At 72.9% G+C, this 24,460-nt stretch carries 24 protein-coding genes; 14 read left to right on the plus strand and 10 right to left on the minus strand.

Translation table 11 applies throughout. The features are described 5' to 3' along the window. Positions 1–171 precede the first annotated feature (171 nt). The 3 genes from ACIBCU_RS18800 (at position 172) to ACIBCU_RS18810 (ending at position 3,391) form a co-directional block, all read left to right on the plus strand. Positions 172–2,586 (plus strand): GTPase-associated protein 1-related protein, encoded by a 2,415-nt coding sequence (locus tag ACIBCU_RS18800; RefSeq protein ID WP_399232501.1) that lies wholly within the window; start codon positions 172–174, stop codon positions 2,584–2,586. 95 nt (positions 2,587–2,681) lie between these two features. Then, entirely contained in the window at positions 2,682–3,164 is a 483-nt protein-coding gene (locus ACIBCU_RS18805) for a hypothetical protein (RefSeq protein ID WP_362936564.1), read from the plus strand. A gap of 50 nt (positions 3,165–3,214) precedes the next feature. Further along, positions 3,215–3,391, plus strand: a complete 177-nt coding sequence (locus ACIBCU_RS18810; RefSeq protein ID WP_362936729.1) for a hypothetical protein — start codon at positions 3,215–3,217, stop codon at positions 3,389–3,391. A gap of 51 nt (positions 3,392–3,442) precedes the next feature. Here ACIBCU_RS18810 and msrB read toward each other — a convergent pair whose 3' ends face one another. The 4 genes from msrB to ACIBCU_RS18830 form a co-directional block, all read right to left on the minus strand. Continuing rightward, positions 3,443–3,850, minus strand: coding sequence for a peptide-methionine (R)-S-oxide reductase MsrB (msrB, locus tag ACIBCU_RS18815; RefSeq protein ID WP_362936561.1), 408 nt, complete (start codon positions 3,848–3,850; stop codon positions 3,443–3,445). Between the two features lie 10 nt (positions 3,851–3,860). Beyond that, positions 3,861–5,255, minus strand: coding sequence for a UDP-N-acetylmuramate--L-alanine ligase (gene murC, locus ACIBCU_RS18820; protein WP_362936558.1), 1,395 nt, complete (start codon positions 5,253–5,255; stop codon positions 3,861–3,863). Between the two features lie 46 nt (positions 5,256–5,301). Further along, positions 5,302–5,754 (minus strand): indole-3-glycerol phosphate synthase, encoded by a 453-nt coding sequence (locus ACIBCU_RS18825; RefSeq protein ID WP_362936555.1) that lies wholly within the window; start codon positions 5,752–5,754, stop codon positions 5,302–5,304. Positions 5,755–5,912: 158 nt separating this feature from the next. After that, positions 5,913–6,692 (minus strand): pyrimidine reductase family protein, encoded by a 780-nt coding sequence (locus ACIBCU_RS18830; protein WP_399232504.1) that lies wholly within the window; start codon positions 6,690–6,692, stop codon positions 5,913–5,915. Between the two features lie 37 nt (positions 6,693–6,729). Between ACIBCU_RS18830 and zapE the strand changes: the two genes are divergently transcribed. The 5 genes from zapE (at position 6,730) to ACIBCU_RS18855 (ending at position 11,449) form a co-directional block, all read left to right on the plus strand. Further along, complete coding sequence (gene zapE / locus ACIBCU_RS18835; protein ID WP_362936549.1) at positions 6,730–7,821, plus strand: cell division protein ZapE; 1,092 nt, start codon at positions 6,730–6,732, stop codon at positions 7,819–7,821. 84 nt (positions 7,822–7,905) lie between these two features. Further along, on the plus strand, positions 7,906–8,331 hold the full coding sequence (locus ACIBCU_RS18840; RefSeq protein WP_362936546.1) for an OsmC family protein: 426 nt from the start codon (positions 7,906–7,908) through the stop codon (positions 8,329–8,331). Positions 8,332–8,762: 431 nt separating this feature from the next. After that, positions 8,763–8,921, plus strand: coding sequence for a hypothetical protein (locus ACIBCU_RS18845; protein WP_362942390.1), 159 nt, complete (start codon positions 8,763–8,765; stop codon positions 8,919–8,921). A gap of 141 nt (positions 8,922–9,062) precedes the next feature. Further along, positions 9,063–10,439 carry an alkaline phosphatase PhoX gene (locus ACIBCU_RS18850; RefSeq protein ID WP_399232507.1) on the plus strand — a complete coding sequence of 459 codons (1,377 nt, stop codon included), beginning with the start codon at positions 9,063–9,065 and terminating at the stop codon, positions 10,437–10,439. A gap of 95 nt (positions 10,440–10,534) precedes the next feature. Then, positions 10,535–11,449 carry a polysaccharide deacetylase family protein gene (locus tag ACIBCU_RS18855; protein WP_399232510.1) on the plus strand — a complete coding sequence of 305 codons (915 nt, stop codon included), beginning with the start codon at positions 10,535–10,537 and terminating at the stop codon, positions 11,447–11,449. A gap of 18 nt (positions 11,450–11,467) precedes the next feature. Here ACIBCU_RS18855 and ACIBCU_RS18860 read toward each other — a convergent pair whose 3' ends face one another. Genes ACIBCU_RS18860 through ACIBCU_RS18870 form a run of 3 tightly spaced genes read right to left on the minus strand, consistent with a single transcriptional unit; the run spans position 11,468 to position 13,988 of the window. Continuing rightward, complete coding sequence (locus tag ACIBCU_RS18860) at positions 11,468–11,647, minus strand: hypothetical protein (protein ID WP_362942399.1); 180 nt, start codon at positions 11,645–11,647, stop codon at positions 11,468–11,470. 14 nt (positions 11,648–11,661) lie between these two features. Beyond that, positions 11,662–13,317, minus strand: coding sequence for an ATP-binding cassette domain-containing protein (locus ACIBCU_RS18865; RefSeq protein ID WP_399232512.1), 1,656 nt, complete (start codon positions 13,315–13,317; stop codon positions 11,662–11,664). Beyond that, positions 13,314–13,988, minus strand: a complete 675-nt coding sequence (locus ACIBCU_RS18870; protein WP_399232514.1) for an AIM24 family protein — start codon at positions 13,986–13,988, stop codon at positions 13,314–13,316. Before ACIBCU_RS18870 ends, ACIBCU_RS18865 begins: the two co-directional genes overlap by 4 nt. A gap of 73 nt (positions 13,989–14,061) precedes the next feature. Between ACIBCU_RS18870 and ACIBCU_RS18875 the strand changes: the two genes are divergently transcribed. Both ACIBCU_RS18875 and ACIBCU_RS18880 read left to right on the plus strand, forming a co-directional pair. Next, on the plus strand, positions 14,062–14,826 hold the full coding sequence (locus ACIBCU_RS18875; RefSeq protein ID WP_399232517.1) for a peptidyl-tRNA hydrolase: 765 nt from the start codon (positions 14,062–14,064) through the stop codon (positions 14,824–14,826). A 173-nt stretch (positions 14,827–14,999) separates the two neighbouring features. Continuing rightward, on the plus strand, positions 15,000–15,752 hold the full coding sequence (locus ACIBCU_RS18880) for a DUF4142 domain-containing protein (protein WP_399233050.1): 753 nt from the start codon (positions 15,000–15,002) through the stop codon (positions 15,750–15,752). A gap of 6 nt (positions 15,753–15,758) precedes the next feature. On the opposite strand, the gene ACIBCU_RS18885 is transcribed toward ACIBCU_RS18880, so the two are convergent. Beyond that, positions 15,759–17,117 (minus strand): family 43 glycosylhydrolase, encoded by a 1,359-nt coding sequence (locus tag ACIBCU_RS18885; RefSeq protein WP_399232519.1) that lies wholly within the window; start codon positions 17,115–17,117, stop codon positions 15,759–15,761. Positions 17,118–17,650: 533 nt separating this feature from the next. On the opposite strand from ACIBCU_RS18885, the gene ACIBCU_RS18890 reads away from it, so the two are divergent. The 3 genes from ACIBCU_RS18890 (at position 17,651) to ACIBCU_RS18900 (ending at position 20,860) form a co-directional block, all read left to right on the plus strand. Next, a complete protein-coding gene (locus tag ACIBCU_RS18890; protein WP_399232521.1) occupies positions 17,651–18,943 on the plus strand; it encodes a DUF692 domain-containing protein in 1,293 nt (430 codons plus the stop codon). A 6-nt stretch (positions 18,944–18,949) separates the two neighbouring features. Then, positions 18,950–19,966, plus strand: coding sequence for a TIGR04222 domain-containing membrane protein (locus ACIBCU_RS18895; protein ID WP_399232523.1), 1,017 nt, complete (start codon positions 18,950–18,952; stop codon positions 19,964–19,966). Between the two features lie 117 nt (positions 19,967–20,083). Then, positions 20,084–20,860 (plus strand): TIGR04222 domain-containing membrane protein, encoded by a 777-nt coding sequence (locus ACIBCU_RS18900; RefSeq protein WP_399232525.1) that lies wholly within the window; start codon positions 20,084–20,086, stop codon positions 20,858–20,860. 279 nt (positions 20,861–21,139) lie between these two features. Here ACIBCU_RS18900 and hemQ read toward each other — a convergent pair whose 3' ends face one another. Further along, positions 21,140–21,853, minus strand: coding sequence for a hydrogen peroxide-dependent heme synthase (gene hemQ, locus ACIBCU_RS18905; RefSeq protein WP_362942368.1), 714 nt, complete (start codon positions 21,851–21,853; stop codon positions 21,140–21,142). Positions 21,854–21,857: 4 nt separating this feature from the next. After that, positions 21,858–23,345, minus strand: coding sequence for a protoporphyrinogen oxidase (hemG, locus tag ACIBCU_RS18910; RefSeq protein ID WP_399232528.1), 1,488 nt, complete (start codon positions 23,343–23,345; stop codon positions 21,858–21,860). Positions 23,346–23,471: 126 nt separating this feature from the next. On the opposite strand from hemG, the gene ACIBCU_RS18915 reads away from it, so the two are divergent. Then, complete coding sequence (locus ACIBCU_RS18915; protein WP_399232530.1) at positions 23,472–24,449, plus strand: DUF4349 domain-containing protein; 978 nt, start codon at positions 23,472–23,474, stop codon at positions 24,447–24,449. Positions 24,450–24,460: the final 11 nt, after the last annotated feature.

Raw genomic sequence — 24,460 nt, forward strand, 5'->3', positions numbered from 1 at the left:
CTCCGTGGGGCCCAACGGGGCGTCAGGGCTTGATAGCGTCGCCCGCACGACTACGGAAAGCTCCCCGCCGGGGTCGTCGCTCCGCCGGGCCGGGCCGCACCGACAGGGCGGCGAGCGGCGGCCGGTGCGTGTGACGGGGACGCACGTGGCAGGGACGATGAGGGCCTACGCATGAGCCTCCCGCAGTTGCACTACACCTCCGTCGTGTCCGGGGACGGGGTGCCCTCCGGCCGGTTCACCGCCGTGGACCCCGCGATACCCGGGCCGGTGCGCGCGGAGGCCGCACCGATCCTGGCGTACGACGCTCCGGCGGGCACCCCCGAGCGGCTCGCCGATGCCGGACTCCGCGCGCTGCCGGTGGCGTTCGGCTTCGCCCTGCTCTCCGACGGCAGCCATCTGCTCAGCCGTACGGTGCCCACGGGCACGGGCGGGTTCCACGCCCACGCCGTACATCTCCTGCCCGGCACGCCGATACCCGGCCGGGTGCTGCCGGTCGCCGCGTGGGGGGCCGCGGGGTGGCTCTCCGCGACGCCGGACCGTATGCCGCCCGATCCCCTGACCTCCATGCTCACCGCGCACGGCCCTTCGCGGGGGCTCACCCGGGAAGGCCTCGGCGACTTCGCCGTGGCCCGTAGCCCGTGGCTCGCCGCCGTGCTCAGCGATCTGCGCCGGGTGAGCGAGGACCCGTCCGCGCCGCCGGTCGTGCTCGTGGAGCGGCAGAGCGCGGACGTGGCCCGGTGGGTCGCGCTGGCAACCGCCGTACTGCCCCCGGAGCATGCCGAGCGGCTGACCTTCACCACGTACACCCGGCACCCCGGACTCACCACGCACCAGGTCATCGGTGTCCTTCCCGAGGACGCGCCCGACATCAGCGACCCCCGCTTCCGCGTGCACGCCTCCTCCGGCCCGCGCCCTTCCGGGACGGTGGACGACGCGTGGGCGGGGACGGCCGCCCGGATCTGGCGGAGCCGGTCACCGGAGCTCTTCCGGGAGGCGGCGGAGCTGCCGGGCGAGCCGTTCGCCGCAGGGCCGCTCGCCGTCACCGCGCTGGGTGCCGGCATCGCGCTCGGGTCCGACGGGCGGGCGGCGGCGGCCGACTGGGCGGCCGAGCGGCCCTACGCGCTGGACGAGAAGCGGACCCGCCAGCTGACCGACGCCCTGACCGCGCCCGCCGACGACCGTACGGCCGCGGAGTGCGCGGCGGCGCTCCGGCTGCTGACGGCGCTCGACGGCCGCTGTCCCGCCGCCGTCACCGCGCCGCTGGCCGCGCTGCTGGTGACGGAGGCGGTGCGGGGCGGCGATGTGGACCTGGAGCCGCCCGCGCGCTCGGCGTTCGAGGAGCCCGCGGGGGAGCGCGCGCTCGCCGCACTGGTCGAGGAGCTCGGCGACGAGCTGCTGGCCGAGCTCTCGGCCGCGTCGCCCGGGGGCGTCGCCCGGACCGTGCAGCTGATGCGGATCGCCCGGCTGCTCGGCGTCGACCGCGCGGAGCTGTTTCCCGGCGTGGTGGGCCGGCTGGCGCGCGCACTGCTCGACGACCCAGAGGCCGGCGCGTGCCGTGCGCTGCCGGATCTGCTGGACGAGCAGTTCGACGTCCGTACGGCGCTCCTGGGTGAGCTGGACCGGCTCACCCCGGACCGCCCGGCGGACACGGAACGGCTGCTGGTCCGGGTGGCCCTGCCCTTCACCGGGACCCAGACGCTGCCGCATCTGCGGATGTGCGCCGAGGCACCCGGGGCGAAGGCACGGGGCGCCGACCGGGTGGGGGTCCTGCACACGGTGCTGCGCGCGGCGGGCATGTCCCCGTTCGCCGAGCCGCTGGTGCTACGGACAGCCGTCGGCCTGGTGTGGGGCGAGGACACCCCGACGGCGGGCGAGGCCCGGTCGCTGCTGGGCGAGACCACGTCCGACGCCCACCGGACGGCCGGCACGTGGGCGCACCTGGTCGACGCCGCGCTCGCCGCGCCCGTCGGCGACGAGGACGCCCCCGAGCTGGCCCACGACCTGCTGCGCGGCTTTCCGCAGGAGATCGGCGCCCGGGTACGCGGCTGCCTGATGCTGCTCGACTTCGCGCGCGACATGCGCTCGGGAACGGCCGAACCCGGCTGGACGGACCGGGTACGGACGCTGCGCGGCCAGGCCGGACCGGCGGAGCCCCTGGCCCTGGAGCACGCCCTGGGCGCCCTGTCCGAGCGGCTGCTCGCTCCGGACCGGCCCGGGGACGAGCTCTACGCGTTCGTGCACAGCGAGGACGAGGACCTGATCGCGGCGTACGGCAGGGCGGCCCGCCGCGAAGCGGTCCTGGCGCTGCTGCGGGCGGATCCCGCGTACGTGGCGGACTGCTTCACCGTATGGAACGCCCACCCGCACGCGGGCGCCGGCTGGACCCGGACCCGGACCGCGCTGCTCGATGAGGTGCTGCGCCCCGCGGTACGCGCCCTGTCCCCCGAGGGGCTCGCGGCGGTGGAGGAGGCCGTGGAACGCGAGGGAAGCAGCCGCACCCTCGAAGCGTTCCGCACCTGGAACCGGCCGCCCCGCTCCCTGGGGCGCCTCGGCAGACGCATCGCGGGGCGGGTCCGGAGGGCGTGACGAGGTCGCCGGACGCTCCTGGCGGCGGGTACCGTGGGATGTTCTGATCTCGTGTGCCTCCTGGTGGGCTGCGTGACACCCCAGGAGGAGACGGCATGACGACGAACCGCGGACGCAAGGACGTCATCCGGGACCGGATGGCCGCGACCGGCGAGTCGTACAACGTCGCCGCGCGGAACCTCAAGGCGATGAAGGACATGGGCGCCACCCGCGAGGCCCGGCTCGTCCAGCGGTGGCAGCCCGCGGAGTCGCTGGACGTGCCGTGCCCGTGCGGCGGTACGTGTGAGCCGGGCGAGACGTGCGATCACTGCCATGCCCGGCACCGGCACGTGAAGCGTTACCCGGGCAGTGTCACGGACGTCGAGGTCTGGGCGGACCGCTACGAGTGCATGGGCTGCTCGTCGTCGTACACGCTCACCGTCCACCTGGCGGGACGCCCGTGGGGCGTTGCCGAGACGGTGGTGCAGGGCGGTGCGGCCGAGGAGGTCGTACGGGCCAGGGTGTTCCCCGGGGTGGTGCACCCCTTGCTGCGGGCCGAGGCGGCCGCGGAGTCCGGGTCCGGGTCCGACGAGGACTAGGGTCTTCGCCCGGATCGCGCCGGACAAGGCTGCGGATGAAGGCGGCACAGGTGACGGACGGAAGCGACAGCGGTTCACGTGCGCCGGGGGCGATGGCCCTCGTACCGGCGGTCATGCACCTTCTGGGACGCGCGGCGTGGTGGCTGCCCCGCCCCGTGGACCGGGTGTTGCCCGACATCGAGGGCGAGCGGCTGCAGCGGGAGCCGGTCGAGCTCGTGAAGACGTGAGCGCACCGGTGCCCCCGGCCCGAGGGCCGGGGGCACCGGGAGTGCGGCCGCTCAGCTCTCGTCCGGCGCCAGCGTCAGCGAGATCGAGTTGATGCAGTAGCGCTGGTCCGTGGGCGTCGGGTAGCCCTCGCCCTCGAAGACGTGCCCCAGGTGCGAGCCGCAGCGGGCGCAGCGCACCTCGGTGCGGGCCATGCCGAGGGTGTTGTCCTGGAGCAGCTCGACCGCGTCGGTGTCCTTCGGGTCGTAGAAGGACGGCCAGCCGCAGTGCGACTCGAACTTGGTGTCGGAGCGGAACAGCTCCGCACCGCAGGCACGGCAGGAGTAGACCCCCGCCGTCCTGGTGTCGGTGTACTCACCCACGAAGGCGGGCTCGGTGCCGGCCTTGCGCAGCACCGCGTACTCGGCGGGCGTCAGTTCCGCCCGCCATTGCTCGTCCGGCTTCTCGACGTCGTACGACACGGTGGCTCCCTCAGCTCGACAGGTGGTCCAGGATCTGCGGGCCGAGGTCGGTGACATCGCCCGCTCCCATGGTGAGAACCAGATCGCCGGGCTTCGCCATTCCCGCGACGGCCGCGGGGACGGCGGCCTTGTCGTGCACGGCCGTGACATCGGCACCGGCGGCCTTCGCGGCGTCGATGATCAGTGCGCTCGTGACGCCCGGGAGCGGGTCCTCCCTTGCCGGGTAGATGTCCAGGACCAGCGAGGCGTCGGCGAGGGCGAGGGCCTGGCCCATCTCCGTGCCGAGCTCCTGGGTACGGGAGAAAAGGTGGGGCTGGAAGACCACCAGGAGGCGGGCATCGGTCGCCGCGCCGCGCATGGCCTCCAGGTCGGCGGTCATCTCCGTGGGGTGGTGGGCGTACGAGTCGATGACCTGGACACCGGCTGCCTCGCCCTTGAGCTGGAGGCGCCGCTTGACCCCTGTGTACTTGCCGATGGCGGAGGCCAGATTGTGCGCGGGGATCCCGAGGGCGACACCGGCGGCGAGCGCGGCGACCGCGTTGTGCGCGTAGTGGCGGCCCGGGACGGAGACCGTGAAGGTGAGGTACTTGCCGTTGAGGACGACCGTGACCTCGCTGGTCAGGCCGCGCGGGGTGACCTTGTGCACGCGTACGTCCGCGCCCTCGGACTCGCCGTAGGTGACGACGGTGAGGGAGGAGAGCTCGCGGACCCGACGGGTCAGCTCGACGGCGCCGGGCTGGTCGGCGGCGACGACCAGGGTCCCGCCCGGGACGACCTTGCCGACGAAGGTCTCGAAGGACTCGTAGATCTCGTCCATCGAGGCGTAGTTCGCGTGGTGGTCCAGCTCGACGTTGAGGACGATCGCGACCTCGGGGGCGTACTTCTGGAAGCTCCGGTCACTCTCGTCGGCCTCGGCGACGAAGATGTCGCCGTTGCCGTGCGTGGCGTTGGTGCCGGGGCCCTCCAGGTCGCCGCCGATGGCGTACGAGGGGTCGAGGGCCAGCTCGGAGAGGGCGACGGCGAGCATCGACGTGGTGGTCGTCTTGCCGTGCGTGCCGGCGACCGCGATGGCGCGCAGGCCGTCCATCAGGGAGGCGAGCGCGTCGGAGCGGTGGACGACGGGGATGTCCAGCTCGGCGGCGCGGACCAGCTCGGGGTTGTCGGCGCGGATGGCGCTGGAGACGACCACCGAGGTCGCGTCGTCGGCCAGGTGTCCGGCGGCGTGCCCGATGTGGACGGTCGCTCCCAGCGCGCGCAGGGCCTCGGCGGTGGCGGACTCCCTGGCGTCGCTGCCCGCCACCTTCGCGCCGCGCTGGGCGAGGATCTTCGCGATGCCCGACATTCCGGCGCCGCCGATGCCGATGAAGTGCGGCCGTTCCAGGGCGGCAGGAATACCGGGTGCCATACGTGTCTCTCCCGAGCTGTGGGGTGGGTCTGGGTCGGCCCCCAGCCTATTCGCTGTGCGCGAAGAGCTTGAGCACCGGTACGCCGACCTTGTGGCGGGCTCGGGACGCCCAGTCGCGGTGGAAGAACTCCTCGACGTAGTGCGGCGCCGTCAGGACGATCACCTCGTCGGCCCCGGAGTCGTCGACCACGGTCTTCAGCTTGTCCAGGGGGTGGTCCTCGACCACCTGCCCGACAGCCTCCGACCCCGCCTCGCGCAGCTCCCGGAGCGAGAACTCCAGCGCCATCTCGGCGGGCTCCCTGGCCTCCTTCCCCTCCGGCTGCTCCCCTTCACGGACGGCTTCCCGCAACTCGCCGATCGCCACGTCGTCGATCGCGCGCAGCAGCACGTCGGCCTGGTCACTGCGGGGCTGCATCAGCACGACGAACGAGATCCGCTCCTCGCCGTGGAGGGTCGTGACGAATTCCACGTCCTCGGGAGTGAGGGGCTTCTCGATCATCAAAACGCTTGTGAACACGACAGGCGCCCTTCCGCTTCATCTCGTCGGCCGCAGGGGCGACCGCTGTTGCTGAAACCATCCTTCCCCGCAATTGCAGGGGGTAGCAGGACTAAGTGTGCCCACCCGGAGCTAACCGGAACGGGTAATTCCGCTAAGTGTCAGATCTTCCCGTACCGAGTGAAGAGGAATCCTGCCTCTTCCAGGAGCGAGAGGAGGGAGAAACGTTCCGGCACGGTGACTGCGGGACCGCCCGCGATGCGCTGCGCGTCTCCCGCGGTCAGCAGCGGGGACACGGTCAGGCAGAGTTCGTCCAGCACCCCGGCCGCCACGAACTGGCCGAGCAGACGCGGTCCGCCTTCGGTGAGGAGCCGGCTGAAGCCCCGCCGGCCCAGTGCGGCGACCGCACGCGCCGGGTCGACGGCGGCGCCGTCCCCGGCGAACAGCACCTCCGCCCCCGCCTCCCGGGCCGCCCGGACGCGGTCCGAGGGTGCCGTCGCCCCGGTGACCACCAAGGTCGGTACCAGCGGCGAGACGAAGAGCGGGAGCGAGAAGTCCAGGTCCAGGCTCGCACTGACGACCGCGACGGCCGGGGCGGGGCCCTGGCCCGCCGCCTCGCGCCGGGCGGCGAAGGCCTCGCGGGCCCGCGTCGGCCGGTAGCCCTCCAGGCGCACCGTCTCGGCGCCGACGACGACCACGTCGGCGAGGCCCCGCAGGGTGCCGAAGATCCGCATGTCGGTGGGGCAGGAGATGCCCTGGGAGCGGCCGTCGTGCTGGGCGGCGCCGTCCAGGGTGGAGACCATGTTGGCCCGGAGCCAGGGGCGCTCGCCGTCGGGATAGGCGTAGGCGTCCGCCAGCTCGTCGAGCGTCCACTCGCGGTCGGCGGCCGCGGGGGCGGCGGGCGGGGTTGTCAGGTCCGTCACAGGGAGCAGGCGTCGCATGCCCAGCAGTCTGGCACGGCCCTTAGAGTGGATGGTTGTGTCGTCCTCCACAGCCGTGCCGGGGCAGAGCCCCATAGCCGAAACGGCCCCGCAGTCCCTGTGCGCCCTCGAGCCGCGCGTCCCCGCCGACCGTCTGGTCGCGGAGATGGTGCCGCCGCCGCGCTTCGACTCGGTGCGTTTCGATACGTACGTACCCGACCCGAACCAGCCGAGCCAGACCGAGGCGGTCGAGGTCCTCAGCTCGTTCGCGGCGGGGCTCGGCGGGGCGCATGCCACGGGTTCCGGCAAACGGAAGTGGTTCGGCAGGAAGGCGGCCGCGCCCGCGGGCCCGCGCGGGGTCTACCTCGACGGCGGGTACGGCGTCGGCAAGACGCACCTGCTGGCCTCTCTCTGGCACGCCACCCCGGCCGACCGCTCACTCAAGGCGTTCGGCACCTTCGTCGAGCTGACGAACCTGGTCGGCGCGCTGGGTTTCCAGCAGACCGTCCAGACCCTGAGCGGACACCGGCTGCTCTGCATCGACGAATTCGAACTGGACGACCCGGGTGACACGGTCCTGGTGTCCTCCCTGCTCAGCAGGCTCGTCGAGGCGGGTGTCGCGCTGGCCGCGACCTCGAACACCCTGCCCGGCAAGCTCGGTGAGGGCCGTTTCGCGGCGGCCGACTTCCTCCGCGAGATCCAGGGACTGTCCTCGCACTTCCGGCCGCTGCGGATCGACGGCGAGGACTACCGCCACCGAGGGCTCCCCGAGGCGCCGCCGCCGTACTCCGACGACCAGGTCACCAGGGCCGCGTACGCGACTCCGGGATCCTCGCTCGACGACTTCCCCGCCCTGCTCGACCACCTCGCCCGGGTACACCCGAGCCGGTACGGCGCGCTGACGGACGGGATCACCGCGGTCTGCCTCACCGATGTGCAGCCGGTGCCCGACCAGTCGACGGCGCTGCGCCTGGTCGTCCTCGCGGACCGGCTGTACGACCGCGAGGTCCCGGTGCTCGCCTCCGGCCTTCCCTTCGACCGGCTGTTCAGCGACGAGATGCTGAACGGCGGGTACCGGAAGAAGTACTTCCGGGCCATCTCGCGGCTGACGGCGCTGGCGCGTGACGCAAAGGGACTGGTGGCGCAGTAGGTTCGGGGGTTGCAGGGCGTACGCGTGCCTCCGGGTGCCGCGTACGCCCGTACCAACCGCGCACACCGTTTGAAGGGATCCAGCATGGCTACCACGCGTCAGGCGCACACGGTCTGGGAAGGCAACCTGCTCGAGGGCAACGGCGTTGTCACCCTCGACTCCTCCGGGATCGGGGCGTACCCGGTCTCCTGGCCGTCGCGCGCGGAGAAGGCGAACGGCAAGACCAGCCCCGAGGAGCTCATCGCCGCCGCGCACTCCAGCTGCTTCTCGATGGCCCTGTCCAACGGCCTGGCCACGGCGGGCACCCCGCCCACCCGGCTGAACACCCAGGCCGAGGTCACCTTCCAGCCCGGCACCGGTATCACCGGCATCCACCTCACGGTGGAGGGCGAGGTCCCGGGCCTGGACGAGGCGGGCTTCGTGAAGGCCGCCGAGGACGCCAAGGCGAACTGCCCGGTCAGCCAGGCGCTCTCGGGCACCACCATCACGCTCACCGCGTCGCTGGCCTGAGAACCACCCGCACACGGTCCCCCGGGAGGCCCGCCTCCCGGGGGACCGTGTGCGTCCGGCCGGTGCGGCCATCGCCGCGCCGCCCGGATCCCGGCTCCACTCGGGCTGGCAGCATCCTGCACTCGGGGGCAGCGATTTCCTTCCTCGGCACCGCAGTCGGGCTCCTTCGGCAGGAATACTCACTGCCGCAAGGGCGCCACCCCGGGGCCCTGACTTCCGCGCTCACCGGAACGCATCGGTCCCGTGAAGGTGCACTGCCTGAATCGGATCCAGCGGGACAAAGCCGCGCTCGGACTCGCCGTCGCCCGCGCGGCGGTCGTCGCCCGGCGAACCACGGCGGCACGAAGTGCACCTGGCTCGACACCGGTCCCGACCGGTACGCCGGAGACATCCAGTGCTCCTGGGCCAAGAACGGCACCCTGGCCAGGTCCGTGTGGAACGCAGGCACCAGCGGTGAGTCCGGCGTCGCCCACTACTCGGGCACCACGTACACGAACCGCGTCGGACGCACCCCGCAGGGCCGGGGCGGCAACTACACGCAGGGCCGCGCACCGCGCTCGCACCAGTGGATCACCGGCGCCTGCGGGTGACGGGGCACGGCCGCCGCTCGACCGGCGCGCTCCGGCGAATCCAGCCATGTACATGAGCATGACAGTGTTCACGAGGGCGGCCCACGGGGCAGGCCTGACCGAGCACGTCACTTCACCTGTCCGCCAACAGGGAGTTGCCTCATGTCATCCACATCTCGACACCTCGCGACACGACGACAGGTCCTGGCCGGCAGCGCCGCCACCGCAGCCTCGGTCGCCTTCACCGGGGCCTTCACCGAACTCTTCTCCGGCACCGCCGACGCCAGGGGGCACAGCGGCTACGGCCCCCTCCTGCCGGACCCCGACGGCCTGCTCGATCTGCCGAAAGGTTTCCGCTACCGGGTGCTCTCCCGGGAGGGCGACCAGCTCCGCTCCGGCGAGGGCCAGGTTCCCAGCAACCACGACGGCATGGCCGCCTTCGCGGGCCGCAACGGCCGCGTCCACCTCGTGCGCAATCACGAGAACCGCAGCACCGGAAAGATCGGCGTGCCCACGATCGAGGGCCTCACCTACGACCCGATGGGCAAGGGCGGCTGTACATCCCTCGAACTCGACGGCCGCGGCAACGTACACGGCGAGCGCGTCGCCATCGCGGGCACGGCCGTCAACTGCGCGGGCGGGCCCACCCCCTGGAACACCTGGCTGACGTGCGAGGAGACCGAGGACAGGGCCGGCACCAACGGTTACACCAAGGACCACGGCTTCATCTTCGAGGTGGACGGCGCCGATCCGCGCCGCACCGGGGCCGTACCGCTGACCGCGATGGGGCGCTTCCAGCACGAGGCCATCGCGGTCGACCCGCAGAACGGCATCGTGTACGAGACGGAGGACGCCTTCGACAAGCCGTTCGGGCTCTTCTACCGCTTCCTCCCCGAGAAGCCGCTCGGCGGCACGGGCTCCCTGCGGGCCGGCGGCGTGCTCGAGGCCATGCGGGTACCCGGCGTGCCCGACCTCTCCGTGATCCAGGAGACGGGTGCGAGCTTCGACCGGATCGAGTGGGTCCCCGTACCCGACCCGCAGGCGGCGGAGACGCCGATCCGACTGCAGGACTTCGGGCCGAAGGGCATCACGCACGCCCAGAAGCTGGAGGGCTGCTACTGGGGCGGTTCCTCGGTGTACTTCGCCTCCAGCTTCGCGCACAGCTCGGAGGGGTCGGCCGCCGACCACTTCGGCCAGGTGTGGCGGTACGAGCCGAAGAGGCGGAGGCTCACCCTGGTGATCGTCTTCGGCCCGGACACCGACGTCCAGCTGCCCGGTGAGTCCCCGGACAACATCTGCCTCGCGGCCGGGGGCGGGCTGATGGTCTGTGAGGACGGGGGCGGCGCACAGCACGTGCTCGGGGTGACGCGGCGCGGCGAGGTCTACGCGATGGCGCGCGGCCGGCAGAACATCGGGACGGCCGAGGAGCCGGAGTGGGGCGAGTTCGCGGGCGTCACGTTCTCACCGGACGGCGGGACGATGTTCGTGAACTGCTACACGCCGGGGACGACGTTCGCGGTGACGGGCCCCTGGCGCTGACGGGGGTACGGGCAGTCGGGTGATCCGGCTGCCCGGCCGGCCGGCGGCCGGAGCGCCGTGAGCACGATCCGCCGAACCACGGCTAGCGTCCTTCGATGATCAAATCCGTTCGTACGATGATCGTGCTGGCTGTGGTGGGTGGAGTACTCACCGGCTGCGGAAGCTCCGGGGCGACCCGCGCCACGACCGCCGCGCACCCGACGGCCTCGCCTTCACCGGCGACGGAACCCGCGACGGGGCCCACCTCCCCGTCGCGGGCTCCGGAGAGCGAGCCGCCCGTCCTGGCCCCCGGCCCCGGTGGTCTCACGCCGGTCTTCGAACGACGGGCCGGCGGGACCGGCAAGGGCTCCGGCGCCCGGAGCGAGGCGGGCGGGGCCGACAAGGTCGTGGCCCTCACCTTCGACGCGGACATGACGGCGGATCAGGGGCCGCGTGCCGCTGACGGCGAGCGCTTCGACAACCCCGGGCTGATCGCGTCGCTGCGCCGGCTGAAGGTCCCCTCGACGGTCTTCATGACCGGCAGGTGGGCACAGGAGTATCCCGCCCAGGCCCGCTCGATCGGCACCGATCCCCTGTTCGAGATCGCCAATCACTCGTTCAGCCACTACGCCTTCTCCTCCCCCTGCTACGGCCTGCCGGCCGTCGCGAAGGCGGACATGCGGGGCGATGTGGAGCGGGCCTTCACCGCGATCCGGAAGACCGGGGCGCGCAACGTCGTGCCGTACTTCCGCTTCCCCGGCGGCTGCTACGACGACGCGTCGCTGAGGGCCCTGGGCCCGACCGGGGTGACCGCGGTCCAGTGGGACGTGGTCAGCGGTGACGCCTTCGCCACGGACGCGGACGCGGTGGCCGAGCAGGTGCTGGACGGGGTGGAGCCGGGGTCCCTGGTGGTCATGCACTGCACCCGCAGCGCGGCGCCCGTCACCGACGACGCCGTACGCCGGATCGTCCCGGAGCTGCGCGAGCGCGGCTACCGCTTCGTCAAGGTCTCCGAGCTGATGCGCGGCTGAGCACACCCCGCCCGCACGTCAGCCGGAACAGGCGGTACGCCCCGCCTCCTGCCACGCGCAGACCGGGCAGAGGGTGGCGCCCTTCGCCGACTCCGGGTGTTCGGTCGGCTTCCGGCACAGCACGCACTCGGCGTACGGCGGGCCCGCGTCCACAGGTGCGGGGTCCGGCGCGGGCGTCTCGCAGTACGCATCGTCCATACGCCCGAGCGTACTCACTCGCGCAGAGCGGCGATCCGGGACGTGAGTGCGGCCACCGCGACGGCGACGACGAGGGCCCCCGCCAGGGGCAGGACCGGCATCCGCACCGTGCCGGTGAGCGAACCGGAGACCAGGCCCGTCACCGCGGCCTTCGCGGGAGAGCCGTCGGTCACGAGGGCGAGCAGCGCGCCGAGCACGGTGGCGGCGAGCGACCAGCCGTGGCGGTGCAGGACCGGCCGGGCGCAGAGCGCCCCGACCGCGGTTCCCAGCAGCGCGGAGCACCCGGCAGCGAGCAGTCCGGCGAGCGCGGCGGGCAGGAGCGGGACGGCGACGGTGTGGTCGGTGCCGGCGGGTTCGCTGATCAGCAGAACGATCCCCGCACCCGCGGCGCCCAGGGTGAGCGCGCACCCCAGGCCGGTGAGCAGCGAGGCGCGATGGGCGCGCGACGGCCCGACGGCGGAGGCGGTGACGGTCCGGGCGGCGAGCGGCTCCTGGGTGACGCAGAGCCGCACGAACCAGGCGGCCGCGGGGAGCAGCGCCGCGGCGGCGTAACCGAGCGAGTCCAGCAGGGGCTGCCCCGCCCGTACGCCGACGCCGAGCACCGCCGCGTACAGGAGGAGGGGCGCGAGCCAGCGCTGGGAGCGCGCCAGCGTCGCGGCCTGGTACCGGATCACGGCGGTCGTGGCGCCCACCGGCGAACGGACCGTTCGGGCCGGGCGGGAGACCGTCTCCGGCACGGGAGCGACCGTGGCCCCGGGCCCCGGGCCGGGAGCCGGACGGGGCATCAGATCCACGGCCGCCCCGTCCGTGGCACCGGGGACGGGGGCCGGGACCGGTGCGGGGAGCTGTGAGAGCCCGGTGACGTGCCACGGCGGACGGGCCGTGAGGAGGGCGTGGAGCACGGTGTCCGAGTGCGCCGTGGTGGTCGTCAGCCGGACCGCGGCCGGGTTCCCTGCGTCCCGTTCCACCACGGGTGCGCCCGGCAGTCCTGGCGGGAGGGCGGCGGACGGGCGGCCTGTGGCCTCGATCCGGACGTGCGGGCCGGTATCGCCGGGCGAATCCGCCGCCGGGGTGAGCGTGCGGTCCTCCAGCCGGTACGCGAGGTCGGCCGCCCCGGCGAGCCGCCTCGGGTCGTGGTCGACGAACACCACCGTGGCGCCCTCGGCGACCCGCTCTGCGACGGCGCGGTCCAGTTCGTCGCGGGCCGCGGTGTCCAGCCCGGTCCAGGCCTCGTCCAGGACGAGGAGGTCCGGCTCGGCGATGAGCGCCTGGGCGACGGCGACCTTCTGGCTGGCCCCCTTGGAGAGTTCCGCGAGAGGTGTACGGGCGTGCCCGGCGGCCCCGAAGCGCGCCAGCCACTCCTGGGCCCTCACGGCGGCCTCGGCGGTCGGGAGCCCGTGGACGCGGCCCATGTGGATGAGGTAGCCGGCCGCGGTGAACGGCAGTGCCGCGGGGAAGCGTTCGGGGACGTACGCCGTGCGCGGCCGGTCCGTGAGGCGTCCCTCGGTCGGCGCGTCGATGCCGGCGAGCAGCCTCAGCAGTGTCGACTTGCCGACACCGTTGGCACCCTCGATCCGGACCAGGGAGCCCGCGGGCAGCTCCAGATCGAGCCCGCGCAGCACCCAGGGGCCGCGCAGGCCGTACCGGCGGCCCACTCCTCGAAGGATCAAGAGGACGACTTCTCCGGCTTGAGCTCACTCGGGCGTACGATCACGAACCCCTCGCCCTGGAGCATCAGCTGGACCGCCTCTCCGGATCCGCCGCGCACCATGGAGCCGACGCTCTGCGAGCGGTGCAGGGAGGTGGAGAGCTGGGCGCTCCAGCCGACGACCGCGTCCTTGTCGACGTACACCGGCTGCTGCGCCGTGACGGGGATCACGATGGGGTTGCCGTCGCAGATCAGGCCGAGCTTGCCGTATCCGCTGAAGACGCTGTTGAAGAGGCCGCCGCCGGTCATTCCGGCACCCTTCACGGTCTTTATCTCGTAGGACAGACTGGCGTCGAAGCAGAGGACGTTGCGGCCGTTGACGGTCAGGACGTCGCCCTGCTCCATCTCCACGATGAAACAGTTGGCCGCCTCGTGGGCGAACCAGGCCTCTCCCTGGCCGGTGACCGCCATCAGGGCCAGTCCCTCGCCGGTCACGGCCCGCTTGAGCATGCCGCCGATGCCCTGGCCCTTGCGCTCGAACCGGAGATCGCCACGGAAGGCGATCATGGATCCCTGGCGCGCGTGCATCTCACCGTTGACGGCGTACTTGATGGACTTGGCGTTCTGCAGGGTCATGCCGGGGGCGGTGGCCTGCTGCGCCGTGTGCTCGCTGGAAAAGAGGTCGCTCTTCATAGCGCGCATCCTCACCCGGAGCCCTCTGTTCCGCCAAGAACTCGTTGTCGGAGGGGCCTGGCAGACTGGACGCGTGAGCAGCGACAGCATTCCTGAGCCCCTTCCCGCCGCGCCGGAGGCCTCCGGCGACAGCCCGTTCCGTACGGAGCCGACGGCCCGTGACGAAGCCCCGCAGTTCGTCCTGCCGCTGGTGGTGCACCTCGAGAAGACCGACCCTCCGGCGCGCAACGACGCCCTGGTGACCGCGGCCCGCGCGGTGCTCACGATCCTCTCGGACCCCCGCTCGCTCGGTGAGGACGAGGGCGGGGCGGAGGGCGAGTGGGCGCAGGTCATGCGCGACTGGCAGGACGCCCGGATCCGCAAGGTGGTGCGGCGGGCGCGCGGCTCGGAGTGGCGCAAGGCCTCCGTGCTGCCCGGGATCACGGTCACGGGCGAGCACGCCGAGGTCCGGGTGTTCCCGCCTGTGCCCCTGGACGGCTGGCCCAAGGAGCTGGCCAAGCTCCAGGTGTCGGGCACCGACCTGGACGACCCGGAGCCTCCGGCCGCGCCCGATCCGGCCGGTCCGGTGCTGTGGATGAGTCCGGACGTCGACATGTCGGCGGGCAAGGCCATGGCTCAGGCGGGCCACGGCGCCCAGCTCGCCTGGTGGGAGCTGTCGGACACGGAGCGCAAGGCGTGGCGCGAGGCGGGGTTCCCGCTCTCCGTCGCCACCCCGGACGCCGCCCGCTGGCGCGAACTCACCGCCGGCGGACTGCCGGTGGTGCGGGACGCCGGATTCACCGAGATCGCCCCGGGATCCTGCACGGTCGTCGCCGACCACCCGGCCCTGCGCCGCTGACCCGCCCGGCCGGGCGGGTGGCACACCCACTGATTCCCGCCCGGCTGAACATCCCTGCGCCGATATACGTATCTCCCCGTACTGCCGCACCGGCATTACCGCCAAGTAGGTTGAACGCCGAGTCAGTTGGCGGTTGATTCGACCTGTCACGCACCGGCCCGGGAGACATCTTGCTGCGACACGTCAACGGAACGGCCCTCATCATCGCCGCGCTGGTCGCCACGCTCGGCGCGCTCGCCTTTCCCGTGTGGTCGTACGCCGACCGCTCCGGCACCGGCGAGGCCAATCTGAACGCCTCCAGCGTCGCGACCCAGTGGGGCCCGCTCTCCGCGACCGACCGGGACTTCCTGGTCAAGGTGCGTCTCGCCGGGCTGTGGGAGCTGCCCGCGGGGCAGCAGGCCATCGAGCGCGCACCGAGCGAGGGGGTGAAGCTCGCCGGCGATCACCTGGTGGTCGGTCACACGGACCTGGACCGGCGGGCCCGCGACGTGGCCGCCAAGCTCGGGGTGGAGCTCCCGAACCAGCCGACCGAGCAGCAGCAGGGCTGGCTCAGGGAGCTCACCGCCGCGAGTGGCCAGGAGTACGAGCAGAAGTTCGCCAACCTCCTGCGCGCCGCGCACGGCAAGGTGTTCGCGCTGATCGCGCAGGTCCGGCACACCACGCGCAACTCGCTGATCCGGCAGCTGGCCTCCGACGCCAACCAGACCGTGCTCGACCACATCACGATGCTGGAGCGCACCGGTTTCGTCGACTTCGACGGCCTGGCGCGCGAAGCGGCCGGCGCTTCGACGGCCAGCCCCTCGGGGCCTCCCGTGTCCTCCGGTGCGGGTGTCCCGCAGATCCCGGTGCCGGTGACCCCGAGCGGCGACCAGTCCTTCACCTCCCGCCCGGTGCCACCGACGATGGCTCCGCTGCCTCAGCCGTAGGGCCCGTCAGTCACGGTCGCGGCGCTGGACGTACAGGCGGTTGCCCTTCGGACCCGTCCATTCCACCCGCACGACACCGGGCACGGCCGCGTCGGCGAGCCGTGACGGGTTGGACCAGTGGCCGAAATTCGGGTTGCGGAAGAACGTCGCCCACAGGTCGCCGCGGGAATCCTCGAAGAAGTTGTTGTGCCCGGCGCCGACGCCGACCGTCCAGCGCTCGGAGTAGGGGCCCTCGAAGGTGTCCGAGACGGCGGCGACCGCGTCGTACTGGTACTGCACACGGCCCGTGCCGCCCGGGTCGTAGGCCTGGCGCGCGGTGCCGTCGGCCTCGACGGACGTCCGGTCCCAGGCGGCGTGGAGGAGGAAGTACTTCCCCCCGTGCTTGAACACGTACGCGCCTTCGAGATACGGCTCGGGCGCGTAGGGGGTCTGCCGGAACGCGGGGAGGCCCGTCGTCGGGACGATGTCCTCCATGTCGTCGCGGAACTTCGCGTACAGGTTGTTGTGCAGCACGAGCCAGGCGTCGTCGCCCTCGCTGTAGAGGCTGCCGTCGATGTGGTGGTAGGCACCGGGCTCGATGAAGCCCGGCCCCCCGATGAACGACTCACCGAAGGGCTTCTCCAGGTTGCCCTCGACGAGCCGGTACGGGCCCTCGACCCCGCCCTCGCTCACGAGCATGAACGAGCCCACCTTCTCGGAGTGGTCCCCCATGCACGCGACGATGTACCACTTCCCCCGGAAATGGTGCAGCTCCGGGGCCCACGCCTGGCCGCGCTTGCCGAACTCCTCGTCGTACCAGTACTCCTGCCACGGCGCGACGACCGTGCGCCCGGGCCGGTTCTCGTCGGTGAACTCCGGCGACCAGACCTTGCCCTTCTCCGCGCCGGGGCGGATCCCGGTCGTGTCGGCCAGCTTCCAGGGCCCCTTGAGGGAGCGGGCCACCCAGACGAAGATGCCGTCGTTCCACGGGCCGGCCGCTTCGAGGCCGGGCACGCGGGTGGTGCCCGTGGCGACGTAGAGCGGACGGCCGTCCACGACGAAGCAGTTGACGTAGGTGTCCCGCATCCACACCACTCCGCGCTCCTTGTCGCGGGGGCGCAGCTCCAGCGGGAGGACGAACGAGTTGTCCTCACGGGGCCACAGGTCCTGCCGGGTGTCCGCGAGGCCGTAGGGCTCGGGATCGGGCCAGTTCGCCGGGTACCGCCGCTTCCCCGCGGCCGGAGCGGCGGGGCCCGGAGCCGGGGCGGCCGAGGCCTGCGCCGCCGGCGCGGCGGCCACGGGCAGCGCGGCCGCCGCTCCCACTCCGGCGGCACGGGCCAGCAGGGACCGCCGGCCGAGGTGCGGTCTGTTCTCGGTGCTGGTCATATCGCTCACGTTCTCCTTCGTTCGTCCAGGACGCCGTGCCGGTCCGCGAGGACCGTCGGCGGGCACGGCGGATCGTCCGGCCCGTTCCTGGGCCGGTTTCGGTCGGGTCGATTTCGGCTTCTCCGGCGCGGACGTACGCGCCGGTGGAGGCGGAGCCGGGCGGCGGTCCACGCCCGCGTCGGGCGCTACGGGATGCGCGGCGCGGCGGTCGTGCGGTGCCGGCCCGGACACCCCGCCGGGAGTGTGCGGCCGTCCTTGGATGGCATGTCGATCAGCATGCGAAGACCCGTTGATCTCCGTCAACAGACCGTGGAATTAATCCGGAGTGTCCGGCTCGTCGGCAAATCTGTGTTACTCCGCGTTTCCGCAGGTCGGTGGGGTGCCGCTGAGCACTCAAGGAGCATCACGATCAGATAACGGCGCACTTCGGACCTGTTCCGGGAACCTCAAATTCAGCTCTGAACGTCCCCCCTTCCGGGTTCACCGCCGCACGACGGGGCCATGACCCCTGCACAGGACGGGGAGGGGACACCATGAAGCTGGGGATCGGCATCGGATGGCGGCCGGAGATCGCGGGCGCCGTCGAGGCGCTGCCGGGGATCGACTGGGTCGAGGCGGTCGCGGAGAACCTCTGCGCGGACCATCTCCCCGAGTCCCTCGTACGCCTCCGGGAGCGCGGGGTCACGGTCGTCCCGCACGGGGTCTCGCTGGGCCTGGGCGGGGCCGAGCGCCCGGATCCCGGCCGTCTCGCCGGCCTCGCCGCACGCGCCGAGCTGCTGGGCACCCCCCTGGTGACCGAGCACATCGCGTTCGTGCGCGCCGGAGGGCCGCTCACCGCGTCACCGGTCCTGGAGGCGGGCCATCTGCTGCCCGTGCCGAGGACCTGGGACGCCCTGGAGGCGCTCTGCGAGAACGTGCGGATCGCGCAGGACTCGCTGCCCGTCCCGCTGGCCCTGGAGAACATCGCCGCCCTGATCTCCTGGCCCGACGAGGAGCTGACCGAGGGCCAGTTCCTCGCGGAGCTGGTCGAGCGCACCGGCGTACGGCTGCTGATCGACGTCGCCAATCTGCACACCAACCACGTGAACCGCGGCGAGGACCCCGCGACGGCGCTCGACGAACTGCCGGTGGAGGCCATCGCGTACGTCCATGTGGCGGGCGGCGTCGAGAGGGACGGCGTCTGGCACGACACGCATGCCCACCCCGTGACGCGCCCCGTCCTGGAGGTGCTGGGCGAGCTCCGCTCCCGTGTGGACCCGCCCGGGGTCCTGCTGGAGCGCGACGACGACTTCCCCCCGGCCGGCGAGCTGGCCGGCGAACTGACCGCGATCCGCTCCACCCTGGCCGCCGCGGCCCCCGCGCCGGGGGCCGGCCGGAAGCGGCCCTCCCGGCCGCCGGAGCCGGCCGTCCGCGCGGCCGGGGCCCGCGACCGGACCGCCGTGGCGCAGACCGCGCTGCTCTCCTCGCTCGTGGCCGGCACGCCCGCCCCGGACGGCTTCGACCACCGGCGCCTCGGGGTGCAGAGCCGCGCCCTGGCCGCGAAGCGGGCCGACGTCGTCGCCAAGGTCGCACCGGAGCTGCCCGATATCCTCGGCGACGGCTACCGGAAGGCGTTCCTGGCGTACGCCAGGAACCGGCCGATGTCCGGCGGTTACCGCCGTGACGCGCTCGGCTTCGCCGAGCAGCTGCTCGCCACCGGCCGCCCGGCCGACGACGCGGCCCGCCGGAAGCTGACCCGCTGGTGGCAGGAGCGCGCCGCCCCCCACCCGCCGCGCCGAGGGGCCCGCCTGGTCCACGCCGCCCGTACCGCCCTGCTCGGAAGGTGACTTCGGATGAACGCTCTTGCTCTTCTGCTGACCCTGGCCGTGGCCGTCTCCTGCACGCTCCTGGTCGTCGCGACGCGCCGCGCCGGCCTGCGGGACAACGGCACCACCGCGTATGTGCACGACCTCTCCGAGGAGGCCTTTCTCAGCGGCGGCCCGGCCAGGGTCGTGGACACCGCTCTCACCCGCATGCACACGGACGGGCGGCTGAGCATCGGTGGACCCGGCATCGTCGTGGTCCAGCGGCCCGAGGCCCGGGACGCCGTGGAGCGCGCCGTGCTCCAGGAGCTGGCCGCGGCCCCGAGCGGCGCCCTGCACACCCTGCGGGAGGCCGTGATGCGGCATCCGGCGGTGCAGGAGATCGGCGACGGTCTGGCCGCCCGGGGGCTGCTGGTCGCGCCCGGCGAGAGCCGCGCCCGCCGTGCCTGGGCGCTCACCCTGGGCATCGGATGCATCGTGGGATTCCCGGTCGCCATCGCGCTGACCGTCGCGCAGTACGCCCTGCACGACGGGTTCGCGGACCTACCGTTCCCGTTCATCGTGAAGGTGCTGCCCGCGCTCGCGGCCGGGACCGTGGTCGGTCTGGTCACCGCGGCGTCGGCCAGGGCGCGGCTCACCAGGGCGGGACGCAGGGCCGCCGACAGCTGCCGGGCGGCCAACGCCCATGTGACCGACCCGGCCCACCTGGTGGCCACCCGGGGACTGGCCGCGCTCCCCGACCCCGAGCTCCAGGGGCAGTTGGTGGCTGCGGCCAGGCAGCGGCCCGCGGGACGCTCCTCGTCGGTCTCCTCGTCCTCGTCCGCCGCCGCCGTCGCGTTCGTGCCGGTGGTGTGGTGCGCCGGGGCGGGCCCCGGGGGTGGGAGCTGCGGTGGGTCCAGCGGCGGGGGCGGTGACTCGGGGACGGGCTCCACGTGCAGTTCGGGATCGAGCTGCGGCAGCAGTGGGTCGAGCTGCGGCAGCAGTGGGTCCAGCTGCAGCAGCGGATCGAGTTGCGGCGGAGGGTCCAGCTGCGGCGGCGGCTCGTGAGGGAGCGAGGTCGGCAGGGGTATGGATTCAGCCACCGATGACCGTCCGTGACCGAAGTTGGTCCGTATCGTGAACAACCTATGGCGCTTCCCTGCCGGTTTCGCATAGAACTCGGCCATGCTCTGGGTCCTGCTTCTTCTGGTCGCGTGGGGCGCGGCAGCCGTCTCGTGCATCCGGCTGTGCCTCCTCACCGCGGGTGCCGCCCAGCGGCAGCCTCGTGCCGCACGGGCGCCCCACTCCCCCGAACTCAATCTGTACGAGACGGCGTTCCTGGCCGGCGGACCGCAGCGGGTGGCCGATCTCGCGCTGGTCTCGATGCACCTGCGGCGCCGGCTGCTGCTCGCCCACACGGGCTGGGCGACGGTCGTCGACCCGGAGGGCCGGGACGAGGTCGAGCGCACCGTGATCCGCGCGATCGGCCCGGAAGGGCAGTCCCGGATAGGCCCCATCCGGGCCGCAGCGGCGGCGGCCGACGCCGTACTCTCCCTCGCCGACCGCCTTGTCGCGGCGGGCCTCGCCGTGCCGCACGGGACCCGCACGGGTCTGGAGTCGGCGGTGCGGGCCGTGCGGGGCGCGGCGGTGCTGGTGGTGGCCCTGGCGGTCACCGCCATGCTGATGCCCGGTCAGGAGACGGGCGACGCCGGTCCGGTGGCCGCGTGGTTCGGGCTGCCGCTCGTACTGACGCTGGGCTGCCTGGCCATCGCGCGGGTGGAGAACCATCCGTACAGCCCGTGGGCCTCCCCGTCCGGGCAGCGCTGGCTGGACTCACTGCCGGCCCCGGTGCGCGGCGCGGACCGCGATCTCCTGGCGGCGGTGGCGGTGAGGGGCGTGGGAGCTCTGGAGGACCCGGGCCTGCGGGCGGCGATGCTGAGCGGGGCGCGGACCGGCGGCTGAACCCCCGGTCGAGGGCCGTGCAGCACCAGGGCCGCCCGTCGGGGGGCGGCCCTGGTGCCGTCCTATCCAGTTGTGCGGCCCGGGACACATCGGCCGGACCGGCGAGGAGCGGCGGCCCGCGGAGAGGAATGGCTGACTCCCCCGCGGGCCACGACAGTTCGCCGGCCGTCGGCCGATGTGCACCCGGCACCGGACCCGGTGTCGCTGGAACGACGGGCGGCGTCACACGCGCCGTTGCCCGCCAACTGATCTTCCGGGTCGGATGACCGGAAACGCTGGTTATGCGAGTCCGGCCACCAAGTCTGCGACGGCCTTCCTGCGTCCGGTGTAGAACGGGACCTCTTCCCGGACGTGCAACCGCGCCTCGGAGGCCCGCAGGTGACGCATGAGGTCGACGATGCGGTACAGCTCGTCGGCCTCGAAGGCGAGGACCCACTCGTAGTCGCCCAGCGAGAAGGAGGCGACCGTGTTGGCGCGCACGTCGGGGTAGCCGCGGGCCATCTTGCCGTGGTCCGAGAGCATGCGGCGGCGGTCCTCGTCGGGCAGCAGGTACCAGTCGTAGCTGCGCACGAAGGGGTACACGCTGACGTAGTCGCGCGGGGTCTCGTCCGCCAGGAAGGCCGGCACGTGCGACTTGTTGAACTCGGCGGGGCGGTGCAGCGCCATGTTCGACCAGACAGGCTCAAGTGCGCGGCCCAGCTTCGTGCGCCGGAAGAGGTTGTACGCCTCCTGGAGCTCGTCGGAGGTCTCGGCGTGCCACCAGATCATCAGATCGGCGTCGGCCCGGAGGCCGGACACGTCGTACGTGCCGCGGACCGTGATGTCCTTGGCCCCGAGCTGGTCGAACAGCTCCTGGACCTCGTCGGCGTAACCGGCGCGGTCCACGGGAAGGACGTCCTTCAGCCTGAAGACGGACCACAGGGTGTAGCGGATGACCTCGTTGAGGTCCTTGGCCTTCTTGCCTGCGTTCGGAAGCTTTTCTGGCGCACTCATACGGCTATTGTCCCGCCTCGCTCCCGGTGCCCCGAACCCGGGGCGGCGTGTTGTCGATCTCCCCCGTGACCGGACCCGTGAGGTCCTGGGCGATCTCGTCCGCGGCGCGGTGCGCGCTCGCGACGCAGGCCGGGATCCCGACGCCGTCGTACACCGCTCCGCACACCCGCAGACCGGGCAGCTTGGCGACCTCTTCGCGGATCCTGGCGACGCGGGAGAGGTGGCCCACCGGGTACTGGGGCAACCCCCCGATCCAGCGGGTGACCTCGGTGTCCACGGGCCGGGCCGTCAGCCCGGCCGCGGAGGCGAGATCGCCCAGGGACGCGGCGACGAGCTCGGAGTCCTCACGGTGCAGGTGCTCCTCCTCGCCGTAGCGGCCGACGGAGGTGCGCAGCACGAAGAGGTCGGGGGCCGCGTCGGCGACCCACTGCCACTTGTTGCTGGAGAAGGTGGCGGCCTTGATCGTGCGCCCGTCGACGGGCGGTACGAGGAATCCGGAGCGCCCCCGGAGCGCCTCGGTGTTCTCGATGTCGGTGCGCCGGAAGGCCATGGTGACCAGGGCCATCGAGGCGTACTCGACGGCGGCGAGCTCGACCGAGGCGGCCGGGCACTCGGCGGCGAGCAGGGTCGACGCGGACCAGGCGGGGGTGGCCAGGACGAGGGCGTCGGCGGCGATCACCCGGCTGTCGGTGCGTACGGCCCAGCCCTCGCCGGTCCGGGTCAGGCCGAGCACCGGGGTCTCCATGAGGATCTCGGCGCCTCCGGCCCGTACGGCGTCGGCCACGGCCCCCGGCAGGGTGCCGATGCCTCCCTCGATGCCCTGGAAGACCGGTCCGGTCTGCTGCCGGGCGGCGGCCCTCTCCTGGATGCGGAGTACGCCGTCGAGGAGCGGGCCGCCCTCCTTCACGGCCTCGAAGAGCTGGGGCACGGCCGCGCGCATCGAGATCCGGTAGGCGTCACCCGCGTACACCCCGCCGAGCAGCGGCTCGACGAGCCGGTCGACGACCTCACGGCCGAGGCGGTCGGCGACGTACGAGCCGACCGCGACGTCGTCGCCGACGGCGGTCGGGGTGAGGTCGCGCTCCTCGGCGATCCGGGCCAGACCCTCGGGCGAGAGCACGCCGCTGAGCGCCGACGGGTCACCCGGCACGCCCATCACATGGCCCTTGGGCATGGGGCGCAGGGCGTCGCGGGTCCAGACCGAGGCGGTGGCGGTGGCGGGCGGCTGGAGCCGGTCGCCGAGTCCGGCCGCCGTGGCCAGCTCGACCGCCTCGGGCCGGCGCGCGAGCATCGACTCGGCGCCGAGGTCGACCCGGGTGTCCGCGATCTCGCCGGTCATCAGCTTGCCGCCGAGCCGCTCGGTCGCCTCCAGGACGGTGACCCGGAGGCCGGAGTCCAGCAGCCGGTGGGCGGCGGCGAGTCCGGCGATGCCGCCGCCGATGACGACGACGTGGCCGGTACGTGTGGTGTCGCGCTGAGAAGAACCCTGCATGGGTCCACTCTCTCAAACCCGTCCCGAGTCCCGAACGTGACCGCTTCGAAACCGCGGACACGAAACCCGCACACGGACCCTCACGTCGAACGGGCACCATCAACAACGGCCCTGGGGGGACGCGTTATGCCTTTCGACCGACACACGGACAGTCATCCACCCACTCGCCCCGGCCGCCGCGTATCGCGCGTGACGGCGGCCGCCGGCCTGCTCGTGATACTCATGGCCACCGGCGCGTGCGGCGCCTCCGACAGCGGTGGGCAGGGGCTGAACTCCGCGTCGGACGACAAGGCGGCGGCGCCCGCCGATGCCGGTGCCGGCGAGAAGCCGGCCGCGAAGCCAGCCGACGGCGCCTCCTCGGCGCCGGATCCGGGTTCCACGGTCGCGGTCCACGTCATCCGCACGGCCACGCTCTCCATCGAGGTGAAGAGCGTGCCGAAGGCGGTCGCCGCGGCCCGGAGCGCCGCGGAGGACGCCGGTGGAATCGTGGCGGACGAGACCACGGAACGGGTCGACGACACCCACGACATGTCCCATCTCGTCCTGCGCGTGCCGCAGGCCCGGTACGAGGAGGTGCTGAGCGGCCTCGCCGGGTCGGGGAAGCTGCTGTCGCGCACGTCGAACGCGAAGGACGTCACCGGCCAGGTCGTCGACGTCGAGAGCCGGATCGCCACGCAGCGGGCGAGCGTCGCACGGGTCCGTGACCTGATGGACAAGGCCGAGAAGCTCACCGACGTGGTGACGCTGGAAGGCGAACTGAGCAGTCGGCAGTCCGACCTGGAGTCCCTGCTCGCCCAGCAGGCGTCGCTGAAGGACCGCACCTCGCTCGCGACCGTCACGCTCGAACTCAGCGAGCCGTACGAGGACGGGAAGGACCCCGAGGACGAGGACACCGGTTTCCTGGACGCCCTGGAAGGCGGCTGGGACGCGTTCGTGACGATGCTGCGGTGGATCGCGGTGGCGATCGGCGCCATGGCGCCGTTCCTGGCCGCGGCGGCCGTCCTGGTGCTCCTGTGGCGGCTGCTCCGCGGCCGTCTGCCACGACGCCGTACGACGCCCCGGGAGCCGGCGCCGGAGACGCCGCAGGCCCCGCCGGCCCCGTAGGCGTCGTAGCG

The organism is Streptomyces sp. NPDC051064, assembly GCF_044455985.1.
Taxonomy (GTDB): domain Bacteria; phylum Actinomycetota; class Actinomycetes; order Streptomycetales; family Streptomycetaceae; genus Streptomyces.

Coding starts and splice junctions, on each gene's coding strand:
- murC (WP_362936558.1), bottom strand. CDS start 5,255: ATGGCACCCGGTATTCCTGCCGCCCTGGAACGGCCGCACTTCATCGGC.
- ACIBCU_RS18890 (WP_399232521.1), top strand. CDS start 17,651: ATGAAGCTGGGGATCGGCATCGGATGGCGGCCGGAGATCGCGGGCGCC.
- ACIBCU_RS18830 (WP_399232504.1), bottom strand. CDS start 6,692: ATGCGACGCCTGCTCCCTGTGACGGACCTGACAACCCCGCCCGCCGCC.
- hemG (WP_399232528.1), bottom strand. CDS start 23,345: ATGCAGGGTTCTTCTCAGCGCGACACCACACGTACCGGCCACGTCGTC.
- ACIBCU_RS18885 (WP_399232519.1), bottom strand. CDS start 17,117: ATGACCAGCACCGAGAACAGACCGCACCTCGGCCGGCGGTCCCTGCTG.
- ACIBCU_RS18800 (WP_399232501.1), top strand. CDS start 172: ATGAGCCTCCCGCAGTTGCACTACACCTCCGTCGTGTCCGGGGACGGG.
- ACIBCU_RS18850 (WP_399232507.1), top strand. CDS start 9,063: ATGTCATCCACATCTCGACACCTCGCGACACGACGACAGGTCCTGGCC.
- ACIBCU_RS18915 (WP_399232530.1), top strand. CDS start 23,472: ATGCCTTTCGACCGACACACGGACAGTCATCCACCCACTCGCCCCGGC.
- hemQ (WP_362942368.1), bottom strand. CDS start 21,853: ATGAGTGCGCCAGAAAAGCTTCCGAACGCAGGCAAGAAGGCCAAGGAC.
- ACIBCU_RS18805 (WP_362936564.1), top strand. CDS start 2,682: ATGACGACGAACCGCGGACGCAAGGACGTCATCCGGGACCGGATGGCC.
- ACIBCU_RS18900 (WP_399232525.1), top strand. CDS start 20,084: ATGCTCTGGGTCCTGCTTCTTCTGGTCGCGTGGGGCGCGGCAGCCGTC.
- ACIBCU_RS18870 (WP_399232514.1), bottom strand. CDS start 13,988: ATGAAGAGCGACCTCTTTTCCAGCGAGCACACGGCGCAGCAGGCCACC.
- ACIBCU_RS18895 (WP_399232523.1), top strand. CDS start 18,950: ATGAACGCTCTTGCTCTTCTGCTGACCCTGGCCGTGGCCGTCTCCTGC.
- ACIBCU_RS18860 (WP_362942399.1), bottom strand. CDS start 11,647: ATGGACGATGCGTACTGCGAGACGCCCGCGCCGGACCCCGCACCTGTG.
- ACIBCU_RS18840 (WP_362936546.1), top strand. CDS start 7,906: ATGGCTACCACGCGTCAGGCGCACACGGTCTGGGAAGGCAACCTGCTC.
- ACIBCU_RS18855 (WP_399232510.1), top strand. CDS start 10,535: ATGATCAAATCCGTTCGTACGATGATCGTGCTGGCTGTGGTGGGTGGA.
- ACIBCU_RS18825 (WP_362936555.1), bottom strand. CDS start 5,754: ATGATCGAGAAGCCCCTCACTCCCGAGGACGTGGAATTCGTCACGACC.